Source organism: Pseudidiomarina sp. CB1 (assembly GCF_024752025.1).
Lineage (GTDB): Bacteria > Pseudomonadota > Gammaproteobacteria > Enterobacterales > Alteromonadaceae > Pseudidiomarina.
This window is the reverse complement of record NZ_JANTPU010000001.1, coordinates 13,280-35,855: the sequence shown is the minus strand read 5'-3', so window position 1 is coordinate 35,855 and position 22,576 is coordinate 13,280. Positions and strand designations below refer to the sequence as shown.

Here is a 22,576-nt window from a genome sequence, read left to right as displayed (position 1 = left end):
GCTAAGTGCTTTACTTAAGAATGAAAAGCACAGCGGAAACGTTTCCCTATGGGTGGATTAATTATTTTAGCGATCGTGATCGCTTATTTGTTTGGCTCCATTAGCAGCGCTGTGCTGATCTGCAAACTGTTTGGTCTTCCTGACCCACGCCAAAATGGTTCGAATAATCCCGGCGCAACAAATGTTTATCGCCTTGGCGGTAAAATCCCAGCGATTCTTACCCTCTTTTTCGATGTCCTCAAAGGTATGATTCCAGTCTGGGGATCGTACTTTCTTGGCATTCCACCACTGTTTCTCGGGATGATTGCCGTTGCCGCATGTTTAGGCCACATTTTTCCACTGTACTTCCATTTTCGGGGCGGCAAAGCGGTAGCAACAGCTTTAGGCGCAATGTTTCCAGTGGCATGGGAAATGGCACTGTTACTTATCTTTACGTGGCTGGTGGTTTTTAAAGTTAGCAAACTATCGTCATTGGCAGCGATTATTACTGTATCGCTCGCACCATTTTATGCTTATTGGATTAAGCCGCAGTATACCGTCCCTGTCATTATGATTTCAGCACTCATTATTTGGCGCCACCAATCGAATATCTCGCGCTTACGTCATGGTAACGAACAGCGCATCAAGCGCAATCGCTGACAGGTTCTTTTAGCTGCTCTAATGGCCAGCGCGGATAGGTTTTCACGCGTTCATCAACGTGTTCTCCGGCGGCCAGACGTTGTGCACCAGCATAAGCAATCATAGCGCCATTATCGGTACAAAACTCAGGGCGCGGGAAAAACACTTCACCGCCAATTTTCTCAGCAAATGCATGCAACTGTGCGCGCAACTCTTTGTTCGCGCTTACGCCACCAGCAACCACAAGGCGTTTTAAACCGGTCTCTTTCAGGGCGCGGCGACATTTAATCACCAACGTATCGACGACTGCGTCTTGAAACGCGCGAGCGATGTCCGCGCGCGTTTGCGCATCATCATCAGCCGCAGCTATGGTGTTTGCGGCAAAGGTTTTTAACCCGCTAAAACTAAAATCAAGTCCTGGCCGATCGGTCATTGGCCGCGGAAATTTATAACAATCAGCGCGCCCCTGCTCAGCCAATGCTGCCAACCGTGGTCCCCCTGGGTAATCCAACCCCATCAACTTTGCTGTTTTATCAAAAGCTTCGCCGGCGGCATCATCAACAGACTCACCCAGTAGTTGATACTGCCCGATGCCGTCTACGCGCACCAGTTGCGTATGGCCGCCGGACACCAACAGTGCAATAAACGGAAATGCGGGTGGTTTGTCTTCAAGCATCGGTGCCAACAAATGCCCTTCCATATGATGGACAGCCACCGCAGGAACTTGCCAGCCCAGTGCTAAACTGCGACCAATACAGGCCCCCACCAGCAACGCACCAACGAGGCCAGGACCAGCGGTGTAGGCAACGCCGTCGATCTGTTCGGCGGTGAGGTTTGCTTGTTTTAATGCGGCTTGAATGAGCGGAAGGGTTTTGCGCACGTGGTCGCGTGATGCCAATTCCGGCACCACACCACCATAATCTGCGTGAAGTTTTACTTGTGAGTAGAGTTGATGAGCAAGTAACCCATGCTCGGTATCGAAAATAGCGATACCGGTTTCATCACAAGATGTTTCAATTCCTAATACACGCATTGCCAACCTCATACAAACTGCGCCCAAGAGCACTCACTTTGGAAAGGCAATAGTGTAATCGAAGTTACTCTAAATCTACAGTCACACCTTTCAATGGACCATCCTCGCCACCACGCGATTCACCACTTAGTTTAATGCGTAAGCGGAGGTCATTTGGTGCATCTGCGTGACGAAGCGCTTCTTCAAAAGAAATTTTACGTGCCTTGTAAAGATCGAAAAGCGCTTGGTCAAAGGTCTGCATGCCAAGTTCTCGCGACTTCGACATGATCTCTTTGATCTCGCCCATATCGTTTTTGGCGATTTTCTCTGCAACGATTGGACTATTAAGCAATACTTCGATCGCCGCGACCCGTCCACCGTCGGTGGTTGGCACTAATTGCTGTGCCACAATTCCGCGCAGGTTCAACGACAAATCAAACATTAATTTGCCAATTTTCTCTTTTGGCACCATGTGCATAATACGTTCAATCGCTTGGTTCGCATTGTTGGCGTGCAAGGTTGCAACACACAAGTGACCGGTTTCAGCAAAGGTTAACGCGTACTCCATAACTTCTTGCGAACGGATCTCACCCACCAGAATAACGTCTGGAGCCTGCCGCAATGAACTCTTCAGCGCAGCCTCGAAGCTCTCGGTATCGGTGCCGACCTCACGTTGCGTCACCATCGATTTACCATGTTCATGAACAAACTCGACCGGATCCTCAATCGTCAAAATGTGTCCACGTGAATGCTGATTTCGGAAGCCAATTAAGGCCGCAAGACTGGTCGATTTACCGGTACCGGTACCACCCACAACCAGCATTAAGCCACGTTTAGCCATGATGAGCTTGGTTAATACTTCGGGAAGTTTGAGTTGCTCAACCGTCGGAATCTCAGTAACGATACGACGAATAACCATACCCGCGCGTTGGCGCTGCCAAAACGCACTGACACGAAAGCGTCCAATGCCCTCACGGAAAATCGCAAAGTTCGCTTCTTGCTCGTTAAAGTATTCATCTTGATGCTTCTCACCAAGCGCTTCTTTGACCAATTCCAGTGCTTGCTCTTCGCTAAGTTTTTGTTCGGTCAAATGGCGCAACTCGCCATTGATTTTTGCACTCGGTGGTAACAGCGCCGAGATGAACAGATCCGAGGCATCTTTCTCGATCATGACCTTGAGTAGTTTGTCCAACAACATACGGCCTCCTGATTGCTTATCGTTCGCCATGGCTTATTTAAACGCCTCTTTATTGGCAGCTTTAGCACGAGCATCAATGCGCGACACCAGACCTTGGTTGAGCAAATTCAGCAGACCTTGATCAAGCGTTTGCATACCATGAGCAGCACCCGTTTGAATGGATGAATACATCTGCGCGACTTTATCCTCGCGAATAAGATTCTTAATCGCCGGTGTGGCTATCATAATTTCATGCGCAGCCACACGACCACCGCCAACCTTTTTCAGCAGGGTCTGCGAAATAACGGCGCGCAAGGATTCCGAAAGCATTGAACGTACCATCGGCTTTTCATCACCCGGAAACACATCAATAATACGGTCAATCGTCTTCGGTGCTGAGGTGGTGTGCAAGGTACCAAACACTAAGTGACCTGTTTCCGCAGCAGTCATCGCTAAGCGAATCGTCTCAAGATCCCGCATCTCACCCACCAGAATCACATCAGGGTCTTCCCGCAGCGCCGAACGTAAGGCATTGCTAAAGCTGTGGGTATCGCGATGAACTTCCCGTTGGTTGATCAGGCTTTGTTTGTTTTTGTGCACAAACTCGATCGGATCTTCGATGGTGAGAATGTGGTGATGTTTGTTTTCGTTAATGAAATCGACCATCGCCGCAAGCGTGGTTGATTTACCTGAGCCGGTAGGTCCAGTAACCAACACTAATCCCCGAGGTTGGTCGGCAATCGTTTTAAAGATATCAGGAGCACCCAATTGCTCAAGCGTTAAAACATCGCTAGGAATAGTACGTAATACCGCACCACAACCGCGGTTTTGTACGAATACGTTCACCCGGAAGCGAGCTAAATCAGGAACCTCAAAGGAAAAGTCACACTCAAAGTTTTGCTCGTACTCTTTGCGCTGACGGTCATTCATGATGTCATAAACCAGCTCTTGCACTTGTTTATGGTTCAGTGCCGGAATATTGATTTTACGAACGTCACCATCTACCCGTATCATAGGGGGCGAATCCGCCGACAAATGTAAGTCCGAGGAATTATGTTTGACGGCGAAGCCGAGTAACTCAGTAATATCCATACTCTTTCTCTTTGTTGTTATGGGTGAGCCGTTAGCAAATGAATAGCATAGTTGAACGCTTAAAAGAAGTCCGTAGCCAAATCGAAAACGCTTGCCAACAATGCAATCGTAGCCCAGATTCGGTGCAATTGTTAGCGGTAAGCAAAACCAAACCGGCCAGCGCAATACGTGCGCTTTACCAAGCCGGACAACGCAGTTTTGGCGAAAACTACCTGCAAGAAGCCTTATCGAAACAACAAGAACTGAAAGACTTAGAAGCCCTCGACTGGCATTTTATTGGGCCCATCCAGTCTAATAAAACCCGCGATATTGCCACTCATTTTGCATGGGTACAAAGTATAGACCGCGTAAAAATTGCGCGCCGCCTGAACGAGCAACGCCCGAAATCATTACCGCCCTTGCAAGTACTGATTCAAGTCAATATTGACGACGAAGCAAGCAAATCCGGTGTGGCGCCGGACGAAATTGCTCACTTAGCCGCAAGCATTGCGCAATTTCCGCAACTTACCTTACGTGGCCTCATGACTATTCCCGCCGCAGCAACGTCTGCCACAGCAGCGAGCAAGAGCTTAAACGCCATGCAAAGCTTGTATTCTGAGTTAGCGTCCCAATATCCAACAGTAGATACACTTTCAATGGGTATGAGCAATGATCTTGCTCCCGCCATCGCTGCCGGCTCCACAATGGTGCGCGTCGGTACTGCGTTGTTTGGCGCCCGCGAGACAACTTAAGGAGTAACCTATGTCCACGCAATCACGTAACATCGCTTTTATCGGCGCCGGTAACATGACGCAAAGTATCGTCGGCGGTATGGTGGCTAGTGGCTACCCCGCTGCGGCTATATCCGTGAGCAACCCAAGCACGGGTAAACTCGAAAAAATGGCGCGCGAACTCAAAGTTAACACCAGTCAAAGTAATGCCGAAGTCGCCGCGCAAGCAGACGTTATCGTGTTAGCCGTAAAGCCACAGTTAATGGCTGATGTTTGCGCCGCATTGCGTAACGAAGTGGCAAACCTGAGCGATAAACTTATCGTCACCATTGCGGCGGGAATTCGTATCGAAAAATACCGCCAGTATCTTGGCGATGATATCCGTATGATTCGTGTAATGCCAAATACCCCATCGTTAGTGGGCAAAGGCATGTCGGGCTTGGTTGCCGATGACCGTGTGACCGATGACGACAAAAACTACATCACTGAAGCTTTCGACGGTGTTGGTGCCACTCTATGGGTCGCTGACGAAGACGAGCTCGATATCTTAGGTGCAGTTGCAGGCAGTGGACCAGCATACTTTTTCGAGTTCATGGCAAGCCTGCAAAAAGCGGCGGTGAAGCTTGGTTTTGATCGTGATAAAGCGCGTACCATGGTGCAACAAACAGCTCTCGGTGCAGCTGAAATGGCCATCGCGAGCGAACTCGAATTAGAAGACTTACGTAAACAAGTCACAAGTAAAGGTGGCTCCACCGCAAAAGGTATCGAACAGTATCAAGCCTATGACATTGATAAAATCTCAGCCGATGCGGTCGAAGCAGCAGTCAAACGAAACCAAGAAATGGCAAAACTCTTTTAAAGGCTAAGCACTATGGAACTTATGCGTTTTCTCGTCACCATCTTATTTGAATTATTCTTAATGGTGGTGATTTTGCGAGTCTGGCTGCAAGCCGCACGCGCTGACTTTTACAACCCCATGAGTCAATTTGTGGTGAAGGTAACCAATCCATTGGTGCTGCCCCTGCGCAAACTTATTCCTACTGTGGGAGTTTGGGATCTCGCGACCATAGTGCTCGCCCTCGTGGTCAGTATTGGTAAGTTTGTTGCGCTATCCGCTATTTTGGGCTATCCAATGATTTGGAGTGATTTGCTCCTCGTTGGTGTGTTGAGTGCCATAAGCCAGTTCCTCCAACTGCTGTTTTGGATTGTCATCATTCGTGCTCTGTTAAGTTGGTTTGCACAAGGTTACAACCCTATGATGGCCATCTTAGTGCAACTCACGGAGCCCTTCTTAGCCCCGATTCGGCGCATTATTCCGCCCATCGGCGGGCTTGACCTGTCGGTGCTGGTGCTGGTGATCGCAATTCAGGCATTACGCATTCTGATTGGCATGTAAAAAGGAATGAACCATGAAAAAGTTCTTGTTGGGCGGTGCTTATTTGGTGCTCGTGACTTGGGCCACCTTGACCGCCACCACAGTTTCGGCTGAGCAAAGCCAGCGCTTGGGGCCGTGGGAAGTCCATTACAACGCCTTTAACTCAACGGCACTACGCCCTGAAATGGCACGCCAGTACAACCTCGAACGTGGCGAGACCATCGCCACGCTCAATATTGCCGTACTCGCCGCCGAGCAACCTGGCAAGCCCGCCCAGCGAGTCACCGTGGAAGGCTACGCGATGAACCCGTTGAGTATGCAACAGAAGCTCGAATTTAATGAAGTTATCGAAGGCGATGCGGTTTATTATCTGGCACAAACGTCGTTTACCAACCTCGAAACACTGCGCTTTTTTATTACCATCAAACAGGGAAATGAGGTTCAGGAACTACGGTTCTCGAAAGAGTTCTGGCAGAATTAAGCTAGGATTCCCCCAGATCCAGTAACTTCACCCCAACCTTACTGATTTTATCGTGCTCGTCCAGCTCGCGTACCGTGAGCTGGACATTTCCTAGCACTAACTGGTCCCCAACCACCATACGTCGATGAAACTTGCGCGAAAAGTAATCATGTAGGCTCAGTTGCCGCTGCTCTGGTGACAGCTCACCCAACGGGTAGAAGCTTCCTACGTCACCTAAGGTAAGGTCGCCATTCAACGTAAAGTCGCCGAAGAAGTCACTGCTATTCAAGGTTCGTGCTTTACCACCCGCCGCGAGCACTCGGCTGATCTCATCAATATGTTGAACCTTGGCCACCACCAGAACTCTGTCTTCTTCGCAGAGCTTCAGACGACTCTGTGGGCGTAACCATTCACCTTGGCGAATCACACCAACGAACTCCAGTGGTACCGACCAACGTAATTCATGCCAAAAGTGATCGCATGCGGGTGAGCGCTCGCTTATCTCATAGGCCCACAATTCTAACGGGTCTTTACTGCCAACTTGGTCAAGAGCCATGCGCCGATCGGGTTCTGCCTGCGCCGGAACTTCTAACTTTAACCAGCGCGCCATAGGGGCTAGCGTCCAGCCTTGCAAAACCAAAGATACCAGCACCACCACAAAGGCGATATCAAAAAACAGTTCTTGCCCTTCAACGCCATTAAGCCACGGATAAAGTGCCAAGATAATAGGCACGGCTCCACGTAAACCAACCCAACTAATAAAGAACTGTTCGCGTAGCGGGAAGGAAAACGGTGCCAAACTAATGAATACTGCCAGCGGACGAACAATAAAGATCATTAAGCCAGCAACAGCGAGCGACAAACCAATATTGTCAACTAAATGAGATGGCGTGACTAAGAGGCCCAGAATCAAGAACATCATGATCTGACTCAACCAAGCGAGACCATCTTGTACCTGAAGAATATGCATCAGTTGCGGTAAACGAGCGTTACCGATCATGTAGCCCATTAAATAGGCGGCAAGAAATCCACTGCCCCCCAGACCGGAGGTAATCGCAAAGATCACCACCGCACTGGCGGCGGCCAGCAACGGAAAGAAAGTGAACTGCGCAGTGATTTTGCGTGCCATAAAGATAAACAAACGCCCGCCCAGCCAACCGCCTAGATAGCCGAGCACTAATTGTTGCATGACGTTGAAACCAACTGCCGTCAACGAAAACGCCTCGGTCGCGGCAATGATTGAGGTCATGGTGAGGGTTAGAATTACGGCCATCGGATCGTTGGTGCCCGACTCGATCTCTAAGGTTGAAGCGACCCGCTGTTGAATTTTCAAATTCTGAGACTGGAAAATACCAAAGACTGCAGCTGCATCGGTCGAACTTAAAATAGCACCGATCAACAATGCAATTGGCCAAGGTAGCTCAAAGAACCAAACAATGCCTAATGCGGTCAGCGAACAGGTGAGTGCGACACCTAATGTCGCAAGACTTATTGCCGGCCATAACGCCACCCTAAACTTCTCTTTGCGCGTGCGCATGCCACCATCAAATATGATGATCACCAAGGCCAACGAACCAATAAAGAATGCGACCTCAGGTTGATTGAACTCGATACCGAGCAGACCTTCTTCACCCGCGAGCATGCCGACAATGAGAAAAACCAGTAACAATGGAGCGCCAAACTGCGATGACACCACCGCAGCCAGAATACTGACCAATAACAATGAGCCCATTAAAAGCATGACACTGTTTACATCAGACAAGTATTTCTCCTTGGGTCGTATTGCCACGATGACGTATAATGTTTTCATTGTGCCGAAAAGCAAGGCAGCTGTCATGCAAGAAGTCGTACTAGCTACTGGAAACCAAGGTAAAGTCCGCGAACTGAGCGAGCTTTTGCGCCCATTTCAATGGCACGTTCGCCCACAGAGCGAATGGCGCTTTAGCGAAGCCGAAGAAACCGGTCTAACCTTCATTGAAAATGCCATACTGAAAGCTCGCCATGCCGCTCAACACACGGGATTACCGGCACTTGCTGATGACTCAGGTCTCGCCGTGCGAGCACTTGGCGGTGCCCCTGGCATCTATTCAGCACGCTACGCTGGCACTGACGCCACTGATGCAACCAACGTCGCTAAATTGCTGGATGCATTACAGCAGGTACCACCGGGTAAGCGACAAGCGGAATTTCACTGTGTACTCGCCTTTTTACAACATGCCGAAGACCCAACACCACTCATTTGTCATGGCACTTGGCAGGGTGAGATTACTATGCAGCCATCCGGTGACGGCGGTTTTGGTTATGACCCGGTATTTTGGGTAGCGAGTGAAAACTGCACGGCAGCGGAATTAAGCAAGGAACGTAAACAAGCGTTAAGTCACCGCGGCCAAGCCTTGCGCCAGCTTATCCAACAGCTCGAACAGTCATGAATTTACCGCCACTCTCTCTCTATATCCACATTCCGTGGTGCGTGCAGAAATGCCCATACTGTGACTTTAACTCGCATGCACTTAAAGGCGGTGTTCCAGAAGATGCTTATGTCGCAAGACTGCTCGATGATCTTCGTGCCGACCACGAATGGGTTCAAGGGCGAACCATTGCTAGTATCTTTATCGGTGGTGGCACACCAAGCTTACTTACCCCGCAAGCGGTAGCGCGACTACTTCAGGGCGTCGCTACACAACTGTCTTTAGCGAAGGACTGTGAGGTCACTTTAGAGGCCAACCCAGGCACCTTCGAGCAAGAACGTTTCGCTGGTTTCATTGCCGCCGGTGTTAACCGTCTATCGATTGGCGTGCAAAGCCTCAATGCTGAACAGTTACAGCGCCTTGGCCGCATTCACGACCCCGATCAGGCACTCACCGCCGCACACTATGCTAAGCAATTACCATTGCAAAGTTTCAACTTGGATTTAATGCATGGCTTGCCTGAACAAAGCATCGAACAAGCTATGGCTGATCTCGATGCCATTATCGCACTCGAGCCACCGCATATTTCTTGGTACCAGCTTACCATTGAGCCCAACACCTCGTTTGCAAGCCGGCCGCCAGGCTTGCCGGAAGATGACATTCTTGCCGAAATTAATGAACAAGGGCATGCCAAACTGCTTGCTGCAGGCTATGAAAATTACGAAGTGAGTGCTTATGCGAAACCAAACCACCAAAGTCGACATAATCGCAATTATTGGCAGTTTGGCGACTATTTAGGGATTGGTTGTGGTGCCCATGGAAAAATCTCTTTACCGGACTCCTCTCGCATTATTCGTAGCGAGAAAATCAAACACCCGCAGGGCTACCTCGATCTGACCCGCCCGCTGCGTTACCGCACGTGGGACGTGTCAACCGCAGAGCTACCGTTTGAGTTTTTCATGAACCTTCTACGTTTAGCTGAGCCAATTCCCAAAAACTTATTCACCGAGCGCACTGGTCTGCCGCTAGCAGTGGCAGAAACTTCCTTGGCGCCAGCCATCACGAAGGGATTAATGGAAGATAGTCCGACGGAATGGAAAACGACGCCACTTGGACGCCGTTTTTTGAATTCAATTTTGGATGAGATGGTTTAGCTTAGGTTCGACGACGGAATTTTAAATCCCAAACGCCGTGCCCTAATCGTTCACCACGCTTCTCAAATTTGGTTAGCGGACGCTCTTCTGGGCGAGGAATGAAATCATTGCTTGCTGATAGATTTTCCCACTTACCCTCTTGCTCTGCTGCTTGCATAACTTCCAGCATATGTTCAGCGTAGTTTTCCCAGTCTGTCGCAAGGTGCAGCACGCCTCCAATACGAAGCTTAGCCCGTAATTTCTCGACGAACTCCGGCTGGATTAAACGACGCTTATGATGACGCTTTTTATGCCAAGGATCTGGAAAAAAGACTTGCACGCCAGCCAAACTTTCGTCTGCGATACAATCGCGAAAAACCTCAACAGCGTCATGTTCATAAACACGCAAATTAGTTACGCTCTGCTGCTCAGCTTCCATCAAGCAGGCACCGACGCCTGGACGGTGCACCTCAATACCAATAAAGTTCTTGTCGGGTGCAGCAGCAGCCATTGCGACCAACGAATGCCCCATGCCAAAGCCAATTTCAACGATCGTATCGGCAGAGCGACCAAATACCTTGGTCAAGTCGATGGGTCCATTGGCGTGCTCTAAGCCCATACTCGGCCAACTGCGCTCAAGTGCAGCAGCTTGCCCTTTCGTTAGGCGTCCTTCGCGTTTAACAAAACTGCGAATTTGACGAATATAGCGCCCTTTTTCTTGCGCTTCTTCAAGGTTCTTCTGTGTTTCTGGTGGCGTATTGCTTTCGGACATGAGGATTCTATTACTCAATTTACAGACTTCATCTAAAGACAAAAAAGGCGCTACTAAGCAAAGCTTAGCGCGCCTTTTCTTTACCAATTAAAGCTTAGTTGCCTTTTGTCACCGGTTTTTCTTTGGTGATTGACATTTTCGCTTCAATGCGACGGTTCTTCGCGCGATTCTCTTTCGAGTTATTTGGCACAAGCGGACGATTTTCGCTGTAACCAACGGTGTCAACGCGATCTTGCTCGATACCATAATCGTTGATCAAGCTATCGCCAACTGACTTCGCTCGACGCTCAGATAAGCCTTGGTTGTACTCAACAGTACCCACGCTATCGGTATGTCCTTCGATCAGAATTTTTACTGCTGGATACTCATTCAAGAAGTCCGCAGTTTCGCGTACTTCACTCTGAGCTTCCGCTGGGATAACAGCTGAGTCGAACGCAAAGTTGATCATCAACTCATGGGTAATCGTCTCATCTGCGTATACCACGCAACCAGTGTTATCCACTTTGAAGGTAGGCTGAGTGTTTGGACACAAATCATCGGCATCCAACACACCATCTCCATCTGAATCAGCTGGAGCCGCTTGTTGCGGTTGTGGTGCAACTGGAGCAGGCGCTGGCGCCGCTGAACGGCCGAAGTAGTAGCGCAGACCCGTCATCAACATAAACTCAGTAAGGTCACCCTCACTTTGTTGGACAGCACCTTCAACGAAAACATCCCAATTGCGGTTTAACTGCTCACGATACCCTGCTCCAACGCGTAAAAAGGTATCTGAGAATTCACCTAAATCAGTCTCGTTCAAACCAATAGTACCGTATACACTTTCGGTGAAACTGTAAATCAAGTCAGCCCCGTATACATGACCGGTTGAACTACCACCAACTTCGACATCACCTCGGATATAATCTAAGTAGACTCGAGTTCCCCACTCTGGGGTAAACTTGAAACCAGCTTCTAAACCATAAAAGGCTGTATCGAACCCACCTTTGAACTTGACCAATTGGCCATCTTCAAGGGCTAGACGATCTGAGTCTGTGCCCATTGGACCAATACGAGGACCTACGTACCACTCGCCTTCATTGCTAGACTGCGCATGGACGGTTCCAGTGTACGAGAGACCTGCTAAAACTGCTAATGAAACTGCGGCTAAACGATTCACGAGATGCTCCTTTAATTTCCCAATGAATAGATTCGAATTTCCCTTTACTATATACGAAATATGTAGATTTTGCTTATATTTTAGCGATTTCTTCGGGTTTTACCAAAGTTTTACGAGAACTTATTTGAGGCTTTAATGGCAATTCCAACAACGCTGCGTAGGGAATCTTAAGTGGTTGATTTATTGACAACGGCAGCCGAAAAGGTTTTATCGGCAAAAGCATTTGCAGAAACTGTTGTAACTTGGCAGCAGCAACATGGTCGCAATGATCTTCCTTGGCAGCAACACAACGATCCGTACCATGTGCTAGTGAGTGAGCTCATGTTGCAGCAAACTCAGGTCACCACTGTCATTCCGTACTTCGAACGGTGGCTGCAGCGTTTCCCCGATGTGACCACGCTGGCTGCCGCCGAAGAACAAGAGGTTATGGCGCATTGGCAGGGGCTTGGCTACTACAGACGAGCGCGGAATTTACACGCTGCGGCCAAGACCATCGTTGCCGACTATGCGGCGCAGATACCAGAGCAAGCCGTTGAGCTGCGCGAAATACCGGGCATAGGTCCGTACACCGTAGGCGCCATTCGCTCCTTTGCTTTTAACGCGCCAGCGGCAATTGTCGATGGCAACGTCAAACGATTGTTCGCGCGTTTGTTTATGCTGCCTTATGCCGTTAATCATAGTGCCAATGACCGTTATTTTTGGGAACTCGCCGAACACTACACGCCGACATCGCAGAATCGACGTTTTGCCCAAGGGTTACTTGATCTCGGTGCGACAATTTGCAAGCCAAAACAACCGCTTTGTCACGCCTGTCCACTGCAAAGTCGATGCCGTACTTATGCGAATGCTTGCGTTGAGGACTATCCTAAACGCAAGCAAAAGAAAGCAATCCCTAGCAAAACTGGGCATTTCTTGTTGGCGATTAATCACTTCGGCGTTTTTCTCGAACAACGTCCCGCCAGCGGCATATGGCCATCACTGTGGTGCCTACCTGAAGTATCTCAAGCACCAGATGCTGAGTTAGGGTACGAATTCAATCACACTTTTAGTCATTATAAGTTAGTCGGAAAAGTGTGGTTAGTTGCGCCCACGGCAACTACCGACAACTTAATGCAAGTGCCTTACAGCGATCTTGCTGACTACGGCCTGCCCGCCCCAATCCGCAAGTTACTTACTACGATCGATTGGGATGAAGTTTGTAACACCAAGCAATAGAGCGTAAAATTTTGCTTATACATTGAAGACGTTGAGGTAACCATGAGTCGCACCGTATATTGCCAGTACCTAAAGAAAGAAGCAGAAGGCTTAGATTTCCAACTCTACCCGGGTGAATTAGGGCAAAAGATTTTTGAGAATATCTCGAAAGAAGCTTGGGCCGAATGGCAAAAGAAGCAAACCATGTTGATTAACGAGAATCGTCTTAATCTTATGGACCCGAAATCTCGAGAATTCCTTGAAGAACAGATGAAAGCTTTTCTTTTTGAAGGTAAAGACGTAAAAATCGAAGGGTATACCCCACCTAGCGCATAAAGACTTACCAAGCCCCTATCACAGGGGCTTTTTTCTATTCGCCGCCACTACAACTTTGCATGATTTTTAAGCACTATTTCCCAAATTTGACTAAGCTATGATCAACATAGGCACGACTTATGGGTCGAACCTAGAGAAACCCCTGCAATTCTGTTAGACTACGAACGAATTTTTCAAGAGGGAGCCACTATGAAAATGCCTTCCTGGCAGCGCGCCGTGGTAAAAGTAGGCAGCGCTTTGATTGCGCCAGACGACACAGGAACGAGCACTAAATACTTACTAGCGATTGCCCGCTTCATTATCGAGTGCCACGAACGTGGGCAAGAAGTAGTCTTAGTTTCTTCCGGCAGCGCTGCGGCCGGACGCAAACATATCGCTTATGATAGCGATACCATCCCAGTCACCGTAAAGAAAGCTATGGCGGCGGTCGGACAAAATGACATGATGGCCAATTGGTCACGTTTTTTTGACTTCCCGTGCGCTCAGGTGCTGATGACTCATGGTGACTTACGTGACCGCGCTAGATATGTGAGTATTCGGAACACCTTGCATACATTGTTAGAACACGATGTATTACCTATTGTGAATGAAAACGATGCCCTAGCAACCGACGAAATGAAAGTCGGCGATAACGATAATCTTGCAGCAATGGTTGCCACCCTCGTCGATGCAGACGCCTTGTTCATTTGTTCGGACATTGACGGGTTATTTGATGCTGACCCAAGGGTTAAACCAGACGCGAAAAAAATTCCCGTGGTCGATGAAATCACCGAGGAAATTTTCGCACTTGCAGGCGGTACCACGAACAAAATCGCCACCGGTGGGATGCGTACCAAGATTGAGGCAGCTGAAAAAGCGACCTCACACGGTATCGATACCTATATCGTCAATGGCCGTAAAGGTGAGACGTTTGAGCTGATGCTGCAAGGTGAAAACCCTGGAACGCTCTTTAAACGTCAACAAGATCCAATGAGCAATAAGAAACACTGGTTGCGCCATACGCTCGTATCACAAGGTGAAATTGTGGTCGATAGTGCGACGGTGGACAGTTTGCTCGCCGGAGAAGCGTTAACCACTACAGGCATTGTTGACGTACAAGGTGACTTTAACCGTGGCGACGCGGTTGTGATTCGTAATGGTGAAAATGCAGAGGCTGTTGCCAAAGGGATTTGCCAATATAGCTCCCACGAGCTTCTGCACATTAAAGGCCAAGAAGTAAGCCATATTGCGGAACAATATGGTTACAGCCCGATCACTGAAGTCATCGAAAGTAACGATTTAATGATATTGGAGGATGTATGAGTAACTCCGTAGCAACTGAAATTTCAAAACGTGCGGCAGTAGCGGCACGGGCAGTGGCAACACTGAGCGAAGAGCAAAAAAATGCTGTTTTACAAAAAATGGCAGATACCATTCGCAAACATCAAGATGAAATCCTTGCGGTAAATGAAAAAGACATGGCCGCTGGCCGCGAAAAGCAACTGTCGGATTCCATGCTGGATCGATTGCAGCTCAACCCTGAACGCATCGAAGGAATGGCGACCGCAATTGAAGAAATCATCGAGCTCAAAGACCCAGTCGGTGAGCGAATGCCGTTCACTACCCGCCCTAATGGCATTGAAGTTGAAAAAATGCGAATTCCATTAGGTGTTATCTGTATGATTTACGAAGCACGACCAAATGTAACCGCAGATGCAGGTGCATTGTGCTTCAAGTCAGGTAATGCAGTTATCTTGCGCTGTGGCCGTGAAGCCATTGAAAGTAGTAAAGCGATTGCTGCTGCCTTGCATGAAGCCCTGCGCGAAAGTGGTCTACCTGAAGATGTAATTACCGTGGTCCCGACCCCTGACCGCGAGCTAATGCTTGAGCTACTGCAGCAAGATCAGTACATCGACTTGGTTATTCCACGTGGCGGTGAAGGTTTGATCCACTTTGTTAGCGACAATAGTAAGATCCCTGTCATTCAGCACTACAAGGGTGTTTGCCACTTGTATGTCGATAAAGATGCGGATCTAGAAAAAGCATTGAACTTGTTACTGAACGGTAAGACTCAGCGCACCGGCGTTTGTAACGCTCTCGAAGGCTTGCTGGTCCACGCCAACATCGCCGACAAATTCTTGCCTATGGCTGCGCAAGCCCTGCAGGAGAAAGGTGTCAAAATTCACAGTGACAAAGCCTCTGCACACTACTTTGCCGATGCTGATGTTATTGCTGACGATGCTTTTGGTGAAGAGTACTTGGCGCTTGAGCTTGCCGTACGAACTGTTGCCGATTTTGACGGTGCGATTGCCCACATTCAAGATTTCGGGAGTGGCCATACTGAAGTTATTGCCACGGAAAACGAAGCAACCGCACAACGCTTCATCCGTGAAGTTGATTCAGCAGTAACCATGTGGAATGCTTCATCACGCTTCAGTGATGGCGGTCAGTTAGGTTTAGGTGCTGAAATCGGTATCTCAACCAGTAAATTGCATGCCTACGGCCCAATGGGCTTACAAGCATTGACCACAGAAAAATTCGTAGTTACCGGTACTGGGCAAATTCGCGACTAACGTCCATCGCGATTTCGTCTAATTTGCTTGGTAACCGGCAAGTAACAGAGGCCAATCACGTGCTTCCTGCCAATGGAAGTCTTGCTTGGCCTCTTTTGCTTTACCCAGTTCTTTAGTAAAGCTCCGCAGTAATCTTGCTAAGTTCGCTTGTGCCCAGTCCCCTGGTTCACGGAAACCACACTTATCAAAGTCAACGATCCAAGCCTTACCTGCCTCATCCAGCATTAAGTTATGGCAGTTCAAATCAGAGTGATAAACCCGGTGCTCATGTAGCAAGCGAATTGCTTGTCCCAACGTATGCCATTCCTGCTCACTTAATTGCCGTTCACCAAGCATTTTGAAGACATCTTTTGCCGAGGGGATCACAGCAACTAAAATATCCGCTCTATAGCCCCAGCCAGATGCTTTAATATAGCGCGCTGCAAGAGGCTCCGGTACTGGCAGCCCCCGCTCACATAACTTCAGCAATAATTCAAATTCAGCCATCGCGCGACTCACAGCCACCGGCTCACGTTTGAAGCGATCTTTATTCAATTTGCCGACCAAACCACCGCGGTAATAATGCCGTAGCAGCATGTCCGTGGGTTGGCTCGCGATAAACCAAGCGGTACTGCGGCCGGTCGCTGCACCTTTGATTTGACCTTGTTGACGCCAATAATCCGCACTAAAAAATGCTGGTGAAAACTCGCTAAAACGGTCCTGTCGGTACCAAATTGTCTCGCCTTTGGTCGGTTGTAAAACCTCTACGTTCTGCATCGCCAGCGGTGCTCCTTGTGGTAACTGTGAAAACTGCTGTTTGATATCGGCCAACATTGCCGCTGTTGCACCTTGGTCCTGGGCAAACTCACGCTGTGCCGCACACTGTAACTGGTGCCGCAATTGTGCATCGCACAACAACTCGAGAATATGTCGGGCTATTTGCTCCGTAGTCTCCCCAAAACGCACTGCGCGAGCGTTTGTTAGCCGTTGATAAATATCATTAAAGTTAAATACATGTGGGCCTGATACGACTGGAGTGTGTGTTGCAACCGGCTCTAAAGGGTTATGCCCACCACGGGTAATCAGACTGCCACCAACAAAAGCAACGTCAGCCAGTGCATACCACAACAGGAGCTCGCCCATACTATCGCCCAGTAAAACCTGGTGTTGCGCTTGTGGGTCGGTTCCGGCACTACGAGCGACGTAAGTGAATCCTTCTCGTGCAACGAGTTCACCGACACTGGCAAACCGCTCGGGATGCCGCGGCACTAAAATAAGCAGCGCTGTGGGTAATTCGCTAAGAATCTGCTTAAACGCGGCAAGCAATAACTCATCCTCGCCCTTGTGAGTGCTTGCGGCAACCCAAATTGGACGCTCCAAGCGTTGTTTCATTGCCGTCGCCGCTGCGAGTGTTGCCATGGGTACATGACTATCAAACTTCAGATTACCGCGCAGCGCAGACCGTTCCGCTGGCACGCCCAACGCTACAAAACGCTCAAGACTTGCTTGAGTTTGTGCTGCTACCCAACTGAGTTCACGCCAAATAGGTCCCAACAACCACGCAAATCGGTGATACGACGAAAATGACTTTTCCGACATTCGGGCGTTTAGTAAAAGCACAGGTACCTTTCGACGTTGCGCTTCACGCACGAAGCAAGGCCATACTTCAGTCTCTAAAATCAGCACGGCACAAGGCGCTAAGTTAGTGAAAAATCGGCGCATAGCACCTGGGGTATCAAAGGGTAAGTACAAATGCTGCACTCGATCGCCAAATAGCTTATGCGCCAGTTCAGCCGCCGTTGGCGTCATCGAAGACAGCGTTATCGGTACCTGCGGATAATCGTTCAGCAACGTCTCGATAAGCTGCCGCGCAGCAACCGTTTCGCCAACCGAAACACAATGAATAAGCAGACCATGACGATAACGGGCAGGTATAGATTGCAATGCTAAGCGTTCATTCCAACGCTCTCGGTAAGCGGGGGCTTTACGCCCCCGCCACCACAAGTAAACAAAAACAGCCGGCATTAACAGCCGAATGAGCAGTCGATAAACGGCTGTCATAAGCCTTAACGCCAGTACTCTTTAATCCACGATGTCGGCAGAACCTTACGGTACCACTTGCCACTGCGTCCAGCGATCGCATCATCAGGGTGCGGACGGCCATGGAAAATAATCACTTTTGCGCCCTCAGGAATACGCGGCTCTTGGAAAAAACTCAATGGGAACGGACGTAAGCAGTGACGTTTAAAGCTGCGGCACCATTCCGCCGGCCAATATTTCAGCTTATTCTGGCGATCGACATATTGGGTAATGTATTCCTGCTCGTTGCGAACATTCTTGCGGGCACCAACGGGGTCGTCTTTCAGATGCTCAAGCGCGTCAACATGAGCGCCAATAGTAAAGCGGAATACCGAAGTGTTACCGGTCGCATCGGATTTATCCCATTCTTTAATCACCAAGAAGTCACCCTCGGGTTCAAAGAATTCATCGAGACTGCCGACAATCACGATGTCGAGATCTAAGAATAGTGTTGGCCCTTCCAAATCATATAATGGCTGAGCAAAAACAGTCAGTTTCAGCCAGCCGTGACCAAAGGTCCACGGTTTACGTTCATCAAAATCTTTAAAGCCAACTTCTGGGATAGGTTTAACTTCAACTTCGTCACGTATGCCGTCGTTATCATCGGTGAAACAGACAAACCGAAACGGACGTGAAAGGTGACGACTCACCATCGAATAGAGCGTGTTGACATAATCAGAGCCGTACTTTTGGCCCCACTTGATACATATTACATTAACTGGCTGCATTTTATTCTGCCTGTAGACGTCGATTTATATAACGCTATTCTGCCAAATAAAGCCTGTTATGGCTATGTTTAGCCGTAAGTTTCCGAGGGTTAGGTCGCTATGCATAGCGATCTTTTCATATTTTTAAAACGTAACCACGTTATTAATGTAATACACATTTTTTAGGTTGCCACCATGCCAACGTCAACTGCCTATATATCTGATTCCTGTACACGAAAAATTGAGGACTTGCCTGAACAAACCATCAAGTCTGTCGCTCTCGTTCTCGGTGATCAGCTCAACGCAAGTCACAGCTGGTTCAAAACATCTACAAAAGAACGACTCTATGTGTTCATGGAAGTGCGGCAAGAGACGGATTATTGCCGGCACCACGTGCAAAAAGTGGTGGGCTTTTTTGCCGCGATGCGTAAGTTTGCAAGCGCCCTTGCGGAGGCTGGACACCGAGTGCTCTATCTGACGCTCGATAGCGACGATAATCAGCAGTCACTGACAAAGAATCTGGAGCAGATTTGCACGCACACCCATGCTCAAGACGTACTACTGCAACAACCCGATGAATTTCGATTAGATCAGCAACTGCAAGAATGGAGTCAGGCAACCGAGGTTCAAATCGAATGGTGCGACAGCGAACACTTCATCACCCAACGTAGTGTCCTACAGGAGTGGTTTGGCGACCAAGACAACTACGTTATGGAACATTTTTACCGCCGCGTGCGCGAGCAAACCGGTTATTTGATGGATGGCGACAAACCGCAGGGCGGCAAGTGGAACTACGACCAAGAGAACCGTAAAACACCCAAAAAGGGTCACGATTTCCCCGCTCCTCTTACTTTTGCACACGATGTTCGAGAGATTCATGAGCTTATTTGTAATGCAGGCGTGGATACCATTGGCGAAATCGAAGCAGAACGATTTATTTGGCCGCTGACTCGACGCGAGGCGAAAGAGCTATTGACTGACTTTATAGAGCATTTGTTACCGGCTTTTGGCGATTATCAAGACGCAATGGTTACCGGCCAGTGGAGCCTCTACCACTCGCGTCTTTCATTCGCCTTGAACACCAAAATGCTAAGCCCGAAGCAGGTGGTCGAAGCCGCTATTTCAGCATGGCAGCAGAACTCAGATAATATCTCTCTCAATCAAGTTGAAGGCTTTGTTCGACAAATCATCGGTTGGCGGGAGTTTGTGCGCGCCATTTATTGGCAATTTATGCCGAACTACGGTAACCGCAATCACTTTAACCACCAACGTAAGCTCCCTGATTTCTACTGGACAGCTGAAACCCAAATGAACTGTCTCGCGCAAAGCGTACGTCAATCATTGGATTACGCCTATGCTCATCATATTCAACGCTTGATGATTACCGGTAACTTCGCCCTCTTGGCTGGCTGTGACCCAGACGCTGTCGATGCTTGGTATTTGGGCATCTATATCGACGCAATTGAGTGGGTCGAGTTACCTAATACTCGTGGTATGAGTCAGTACGCAGACGGCGGCATTTTGGCGACGAAGCCTTATATCTCAAGCGGTAGTTATATCAACAAAATGTCTGACTACTGCGCTGAATGTGACTATGACGTGAAACAAAAAAGTGGTGAAGGTGCCTGCCCGTTTAATTTGCTGTATTGGCAGTTCATCAACCGGCACTTTGAGCAATTACAGGGTAATGGCCGCATGGGGTTGATTTTAAAGCAGTGGGAGAAGCGTGAGCAGAGCGATAAGGAACAGATTGTTAAACAAGCCGAAGCTTTTCTGGCGAAGCTTTAATTGAGCTTGCATGAAAAAAGGGAGCCGCAGCTCCCTTTTCATTTTTTGCTGTAACGCTTACTGGAAACGACGGCCACGGCGTTCACCACGTGCTTGACGCTCTTTACCACCAGCGAAGCCTTTTGGCGCTGGACGCTCGCCGCGAGGCTTACGTGGACGTGCAGCAATGGCGTTGTCAGAGAGTTCCATTCCCATTTGCTGTTGACGCACACGTGCCCGTTGCAGAATACGCAGTACACCAGTAGGCATACCCTTCGGCAACTCGACCAAACTGTGGCTATCAAATAGCTGGATTTGACCGATATATTTACTATCGATATCACCTTCGTTGGCGATAGCGCCAACGATATCTTGTGGACGCGCACCATGCTCACGGCCAACTTGAATGCGATAGGTATCGAATTCGACATTCGCATCACGGCGGTCACGGCCACCAACACGCTTATCATTACGCTTACGGTCACCGCGATCTGCACGCTCAGGACGTTCAGCGAACTTTTTCGGAGCAGGATCCGCAGCGACGATAAGTGGACGCTGTTGCTGTTGTTGCGATAATAATGCAACGGCAATTTCAGTAGCGCTTAGGCCGGTTTCTTCTTGCATCTTTTCGATGATCGCAGTCATTTCATCCAAGCCACCTTTCGCGACTTGTGCGACCAACTTCTCTTGCAAAGAATTTTGGCGATGCTTACTTAATTCAGCGGCATTAGGCACTTCAAAGAACTCAATCGAGCTGTTGGTTAAACGCTCATATTGACGCAGCAAGTGCTTCTCGCGTGGGCGGAAGAACAAAATCGCTTCGCCACTGCGACCAGCACGGCCGGTACGACCAATACGGTGTACATAAGACTCGTTGTCACCTGGTAAATCATAATTAATGACGTGGGTGATCTCTGGTACGTCGAGACCACGCGCGACAACGTCGGTTGCTACCAAAATTTCGATGTGACCACTGCGTAATTGACTCACCGTCTGTTCACGCTGACTTTGGTTTAAGTCACCACTCAAAGGCGATGCTTTAAAGCCAGATTTTTGCAGTAACTCGGTGAGCTCCATAGTGTCGTTACGCGTACGCACGAAAATCAGTACCCGCTGGTACTCCATGGTTTCTAGTAACCGTGTTAAGGCGGTCATTTTGGTCAAGCCACGGACTTGCCATGCGCGCTGACGAATATTGGCTTTATTCTGCGTTATCGCAGCAATTTTAATGTTTACTGGCTGTTCACCGGCTTGATTCACCAAGAACGTTTTTGCCAATTTGCGAATCGCATTTGGCATGGTCGCTGAGAACAATGCACGTTGCGCAGTATTCGGTACCGCGCCCATAATGGTTTCGATGTCCTCGATGAAGCCCATGTTGAGCATTTCATCGGCTTCATCGAGCACTGCCATGCGCAGTGCAGAAAGTTTCAACACACCTTTATTCAGCATATCGAGCAAGCGCCCTGGAGTACCCACAATGATTTGTGCTCCAGTTCTTAAGGCTTTAATTTGCGGGCCAAATGCAGCACCACCATAAACGGTAGCGACTTCTAGACCACGCATCTTTTGGCCAAACTCCGACAGTGCTTCGGCAACCTGAATAGCAAGCTCACGCGTTGGTGCAACCACCAACATTTGCGTTTCACGAGTGTTCGCGTCAAGCAACGAAAGGCCAGGCAAACCGAAAGCGGCGGTTTTACCGGTACCAGTTTGTGCTTCACCAAGCACGTTCTTACCTTCCAGCATGGCTGGAATGGCTTGTAATTGAATAGGGGTAGGAGCAGTAAAGCCCATGCTGTTTAATTGATTAAGCACAGGACTAGGTAGACCCAAGTCGGCAAACGACTGGTCCGCAATAACTTCTGACATAGTTTTCTCACATCATTTCTGTAAAGCATAAAGGGGGAATGTACGCCCGGCTACAGAACACGATGAACACTCTGGCAGGATATAGGCGCTGAACCCCAGCGAATCAGGGGTTGAGCCGCTCCCATCATTAGCGGTAATGACCCTGAGGAGCGCGCACTATACGCTAAACATAACAAA

At 49.0% G+C, this 22,576-nt stretch carries 21 protein-coding genes; 12 read left to right on the top strand and 9 right to left on the bottom strand.

The genetic code is table 11. The features are described from left to right. Positions 1–48 precede the first annotated feature (48 nt). Entirely contained in the window at positions 49–639 is a 591-nt protein-coding gene (gene plsY, locus NV375_RS00160; RefSeq protein WP_258806458.1) for a glycerol-3-phosphate 1-O-acyltransferase PlsY, read from the top strand. Here plsY and tsaD read toward each other — a convergent pair. The 3 genes from tsaD to NV375_RS00145 form a co-directional block, all read right to left on the bottom strand. Next, on the bottom strand, positions 623–1,651 hold the full coding sequence (gene tsaD, locus NV375_RS00155; protein ID WP_258806457.1) for a tRNA (adenosine(37)-N6)-threonylcarbamoyltransferase complex transferase subunit TsaD: 1,029 nt from the start codon (positions 1,649–1,651) through the stop codon (positions 623–625). The two genes, plsY and tsaD, sit on opposite strands and share 17 nt — an antisense overlap. 64 nt (positions 1,652–1,715) lie before the next feature. Then, complete coding sequence (locus tag NV375_RS00150; RefSeq protein ID WP_309491674.1) at positions 1,716–2,858, bottom strand: PilT/PilU family type 4a pilus ATPase; 1,143 nt, start codon at positions 2,856–2,858, stop codon at positions 1,716–1,718. A 3-nt stretch (positions 2,859–2,861) separates the two neighbouring features. Continuing rightward, positions 2,862–3,899 carry a type IV pilus twitching motility protein PilT gene (locus NV375_RS00145; RefSeq protein ID WP_126769477.1) on the bottom strand — a complete coding sequence of 346 codons (1,038 nt, stop codon included), beginning with the start codon at positions 3,897–3,899 and terminating at the stop codon, positions 2,862–2,864. A 38-nt stretch (positions 3,900–3,937) separates the two neighbouring features. Between NV375_RS00145 and NV375_RS00140 the strand changes: the two genes are divergently transcribed. From NV375_RS00140 to NV375_RS00125, 4 genes are read left to right on the top strand one after another with little or no spacing between them, the layout of a single operon-like run. Next, on the top strand, positions 3,938–4,630 hold the full coding sequence (locus NV375_RS00140; RefSeq protein ID WP_258806456.1) for a YggS family pyridoxal phosphate-dependent enzyme: 693 nt from the start codon (positions 3,938–3,940) through the stop codon (positions 4,628–4,630). Between the two features lie 10 nt (positions 4,631–4,640). Continuing rightward, entirely contained in the window at positions 4,641–5,468 is an 828-nt protein-coding gene (gene proC, locus NV375_RS00135) for a pyrroline-5-carboxylate reductase (RefSeq protein ID WP_258806455.1), read from the top strand. 12 nt (positions 5,469–5,480) lie between these two features. After that, positions 5,481–6,005 (top strand): YggT family protein, encoded by a 525-nt coding sequence (locus NV375_RS00130; protein WP_258806454.1) that lies wholly within the window; start codon positions 5,481–5,483, stop codon positions 6,003–6,005. A 13-nt stretch (positions 6,006–6,018) separates the two neighbouring features. Continuing rightward, entirely contained in the window at positions 6,019–6,465 is a 447-nt protein-coding gene (locus NV375_RS00125; protein WP_258806452.1) for a DUF4426 domain-containing protein, read from the top strand. A 1-nt stretch (position 6,466) separates the two neighbouring features. Here the strand turns inward: NV375_RS00125 and NV375_RS00120 are convergent, their stop codons facing one another. Continuing rightward, complete coding sequence (locus tag NV375_RS00120; protein ID WP_258806451.1) at positions 6,467–8,206, bottom strand: potassium/proton antiporter; 1,740 nt, start codon at positions 8,204–8,206, stop codon at positions 6,467–6,469. A 73-nt stretch (positions 8,207–8,279) separates the two neighbouring features. On the opposite strand from NV375_RS00120, the gene NV375_RS00115 reads away from it, so the two are divergent. Together NV375_RS00115 and hemW are read left to right on the top strand one after the other, a co-directional pair. Further along, on the top strand, positions 8,280–8,873 hold the full coding sequence (locus tag NV375_RS00115; RefSeq protein WP_258806450.1) for an XTP/dITP diphosphatase: 594 nt from the start codon (positions 8,280–8,282) through the stop codon (positions 8,871–8,873). After that, positions 8,870–10,006, top strand: a complete 1,137-nt coding sequence (gene hemW, locus NV375_RS00110) for a radical SAM family heme chaperone HemW (RefSeq protein WP_258806449.1) — start codon at positions 8,870–8,872, stop codon at positions 10,004–10,006. The genes NV375_RS00115 and hemW overlap by 4 nt, the downstream gene beginning before the upstream one ends. Position 10,007: 1 nt before the next feature. Here hemW and trmB read toward each other — a convergent pair whose 3' ends face one another. Together trmB and NV375_RS00100 are read right to left on the bottom strand one after the other, a co-directional pair. Further along, positions 10,008–10,757, bottom strand: a complete 750-nt coding sequence (gene trmB / locus NV375_RS00105; protein ID WP_258806448.1) for a tRNA (guanosine(46)-N7)-methyltransferase TrmB — start codon at positions 10,755–10,757, stop codon at positions 10,008–10,010. A gap of 94 nt (positions 10,758–10,851) precedes the next feature. Beyond that, the gene (locus tag NV375_RS00100; protein ID WP_258806447.1) at positions 10,852–11,913 is read right to left on the bottom strand and encodes an OmpA family protein; all 1,062 of its coding nucleotides are present in this window, start codon (positions 11,911–11,913) and stop codon (positions 10,852–10,854) included. Between the two features lie 171 nt (positions 11,914–12,084). On the opposite strand from NV375_RS00100, the gene mutY reads away from it, so the two are divergent. From mutY to NV375_RS00080, 4 genes are all read left to right on the top strand, one after another. Further along, positions 12,085–13,128 carry an A/G-specific adenine glycosylase gene (gene mutY / locus NV375_RS00095; RefSeq protein ID WP_258806445.1) on the top strand — a complete coding sequence of 348 codons (1,044 nt, stop codon included), beginning with the start codon at positions 12,085–12,087 and terminating at the stop codon, positions 13,126–13,128. A 42-nt stretch (positions 13,129–13,170) separates the two neighbouring features. Next, entirely contained in the window at positions 13,171–13,443 is a 273-nt protein-coding gene (locus NV375_RS00090; protein WP_126769458.1) for an oxidative damage protection protein, read from the top strand. A 189-nt stretch (positions 13,444–13,632) separates the two neighbouring features. Next, positions 13,633–14,745, top strand: a complete 1,113-nt coding sequence (gene proB, locus NV375_RS00085; protein ID WP_258806444.1) for a glutamate 5-kinase — start codon at positions 13,633–13,635, stop codon at positions 14,743–14,745. Next, a complete protein-coding gene (locus tag NV375_RS00080; protein ID WP_258806443.1) occupies positions 14,742–15,995 on the top strand; it encodes a glutamate-5-semialdehyde dehydrogenase in 1,254 nt (417 codons plus the stop codon). Before proB ends, NV375_RS00080 begins: the two co-directional genes overlap by 4 nt. An 18-nt stretch (positions 15,996–16,013) precedes the next feature. On the opposite strand, the gene waaA is transcribed toward NV375_RS00080, so the two are convergent. Both waaA and NV375_RS00070 read right to left on the bottom strand, forming a co-directional pair. Beyond that, positions 16,014–18,035, bottom strand: coding sequence for a lipid IV(A) 3-deoxy-D-manno-octulosonic acid transferase (gene waaA / locus NV375_RS00075; RefSeq protein ID WP_258806442.1), 2,022 nt, complete (start codon positions 18,033–18,035; stop codon positions 16,014–16,016). 5 nt (positions 18,036–18,040) lie between these two features. Continuing rightward, complete coding sequence (locus NV375_RS00070) at positions 18,041–18,781, bottom strand: glycosyltransferase (RefSeq protein ID WP_258806441.1); 741 nt, start codon at positions 18,779–18,781, stop codon at positions 18,041–18,043. Positions 18,782–18,955: 174 nt separating this feature from the next. Here NV375_RS00070 and NV375_RS00065 point away from each other — a divergent pair, with 174 nt between their 5' ends. Further along, positions 18,956–20,548 carry a cryptochrome/photolyase family protein gene (locus NV375_RS00065; protein ID WP_258806440.1) on the top strand — a complete coding sequence of 531 codons (1,593 nt, stop codon included), beginning with the start codon at positions 18,956–18,958 and terminating at the stop codon, positions 20,546–20,548. Positions 20,549–20,605: 57 nt separating this feature from the next. Here the strand turns inward: NV375_RS00065 and NV375_RS00060 are convergent, their stop codons facing one another. Further along, on the bottom strand, positions 20,606–22,399 hold the full coding sequence (locus tag NV375_RS00060; protein ID WP_258806439.1) for a DEAD/DEAH box helicase: 1,794 nt from the start codon (positions 22,397–22,399) through the stop codon (positions 20,606–20,608). Between the last annotated feature and the right edge of the window lie 177 nt (positions 22,400–22,576).

What these genes read in the sequence shown, in the direction of transcription:
- plsY (WP_258806458.1), top strand. Translation starts at nt 49, where the DNA reads ATGGGTGGATTAATTATTTTAGCGATCGTGATCGCTTATTTGTTTGGC.
- tsaD (WP_258806457.1), bottom strand. Translation starts at nt 1,651, where the DNA reads ATGCGTGTATTAGGAATTGAAACATCTTGTGATGAAACCGGTATCGCT.
- NV375_RS00150 (WP_309491674.1), bottom strand. Translation starts at nt 2,858, where the DNA reads ATGGCGAACGATAAGCAATCAGGAGGCCGTATGTTGTTGGACAAACTA.
- NV375_RS00145 (WP_126769477.1), bottom strand. Translation starts at nt 3,899, where the DNA reads ATGGATATTACTGAGTTACTCGGCTTCGCCGTCAAACATAATTCCTCG.
- NV375_RS00140 (WP_258806456.1), top strand. Translation starts at nt 3,938, where the DNA reads ATGAATAGCATAGTTGAACGCTTAAAAGAAGTCCGTAGCCAAATCGAA.
- proC (WP_258806455.1), top strand. Translation starts at nt 4,641, where the DNA reads ATGTCCACGCAATCACGTAACATCGCTTTTATCGGCGCCGGTAACATG.
- NV375_RS00130 (WP_258806454.1), top strand. Translation starts at nt 5,481, where the DNA reads ATGGAACTTATGCGTTTTCTCGTCACCATCTTATTTGAATTATTCTTA.
- NV375_RS00125 (WP_258806452.1), top strand. Translation starts at nt 6,019, where the DNA reads ATGAAAAAGTTCTTGTTGGGCGGTGCTTATTTGGTGCTCGTGACTTGG.
- NV375_RS00115 (WP_258806450.1), top strand. Translation starts at nt 8,280, where the DNA reads ATGCAAGAAGTCGTACTAGCTACTGGAAACCAAGGTAAAGTCCGCGAA.
- hemW (WP_258806449.1), top strand. Translation starts at nt 8,870, where the DNA reads ATGAATTTACCGCCACTCTCTCTCTATATCCACATTCCGTGGTGCGTG.
- trmB (WP_258806448.1), bottom strand. Translation starts at nt 10,757, where the DNA reads ATGTCCGAAAGCAATACGCCACCAGAAACACAGAAGAACCTTGAAGAA.
- NV375_RS00090 (WP_126769458.1), top strand. Translation starts at nt 13,171, where the DNA reads ATGAGTCGCACCGTATATTGCCAGTACCTAAAGAAAGAAGCAGAAGGC.
- proB (WP_258806444.1), top strand. Translation starts at nt 13,633, where the DNA reads ATGAAAATGCCTTCCTGGCAGCGCGCCGTGGTAAAAGTAGGCAGCGCT.
- NV375_RS00080 (WP_258806443.1), top strand. Translation starts at nt 14,742, where the DNA reads ATGAGTAACTCCGTAGCAACTGAAATTTCAAAACGTGCGGCAGTAGCG.
- waaA (WP_258806442.1), bottom strand. Translation starts at nt 18,035, where the DNA reads ATGACAGCCGTTTATCGACTGCTCATTCGGCTGTTAATGCCGGCTGTT.
- NV375_RS00070 (WP_258806441.1), bottom strand. Translation starts at nt 18,781, where the DNA reads ATGCAGCCAGTTAATGTAATATGTATCAAGTGGGGCCAAAAGTACGGC.
- NV375_RS00065 (WP_258806440.1), top strand. Translation starts at nt 18,956, where the DNA reads ATGCCAACGTCAACTGCCTATATATCTGATTCCTGTACACGAAAAATT.
- NV375_RS00060 (WP_258806439.1), bottom strand. Translation starts at nt 22,399, where the DNA reads ATGTCAGAAGTTATTGCGGACCAGTCGTTTGCCGACTTGGGTCTACCT.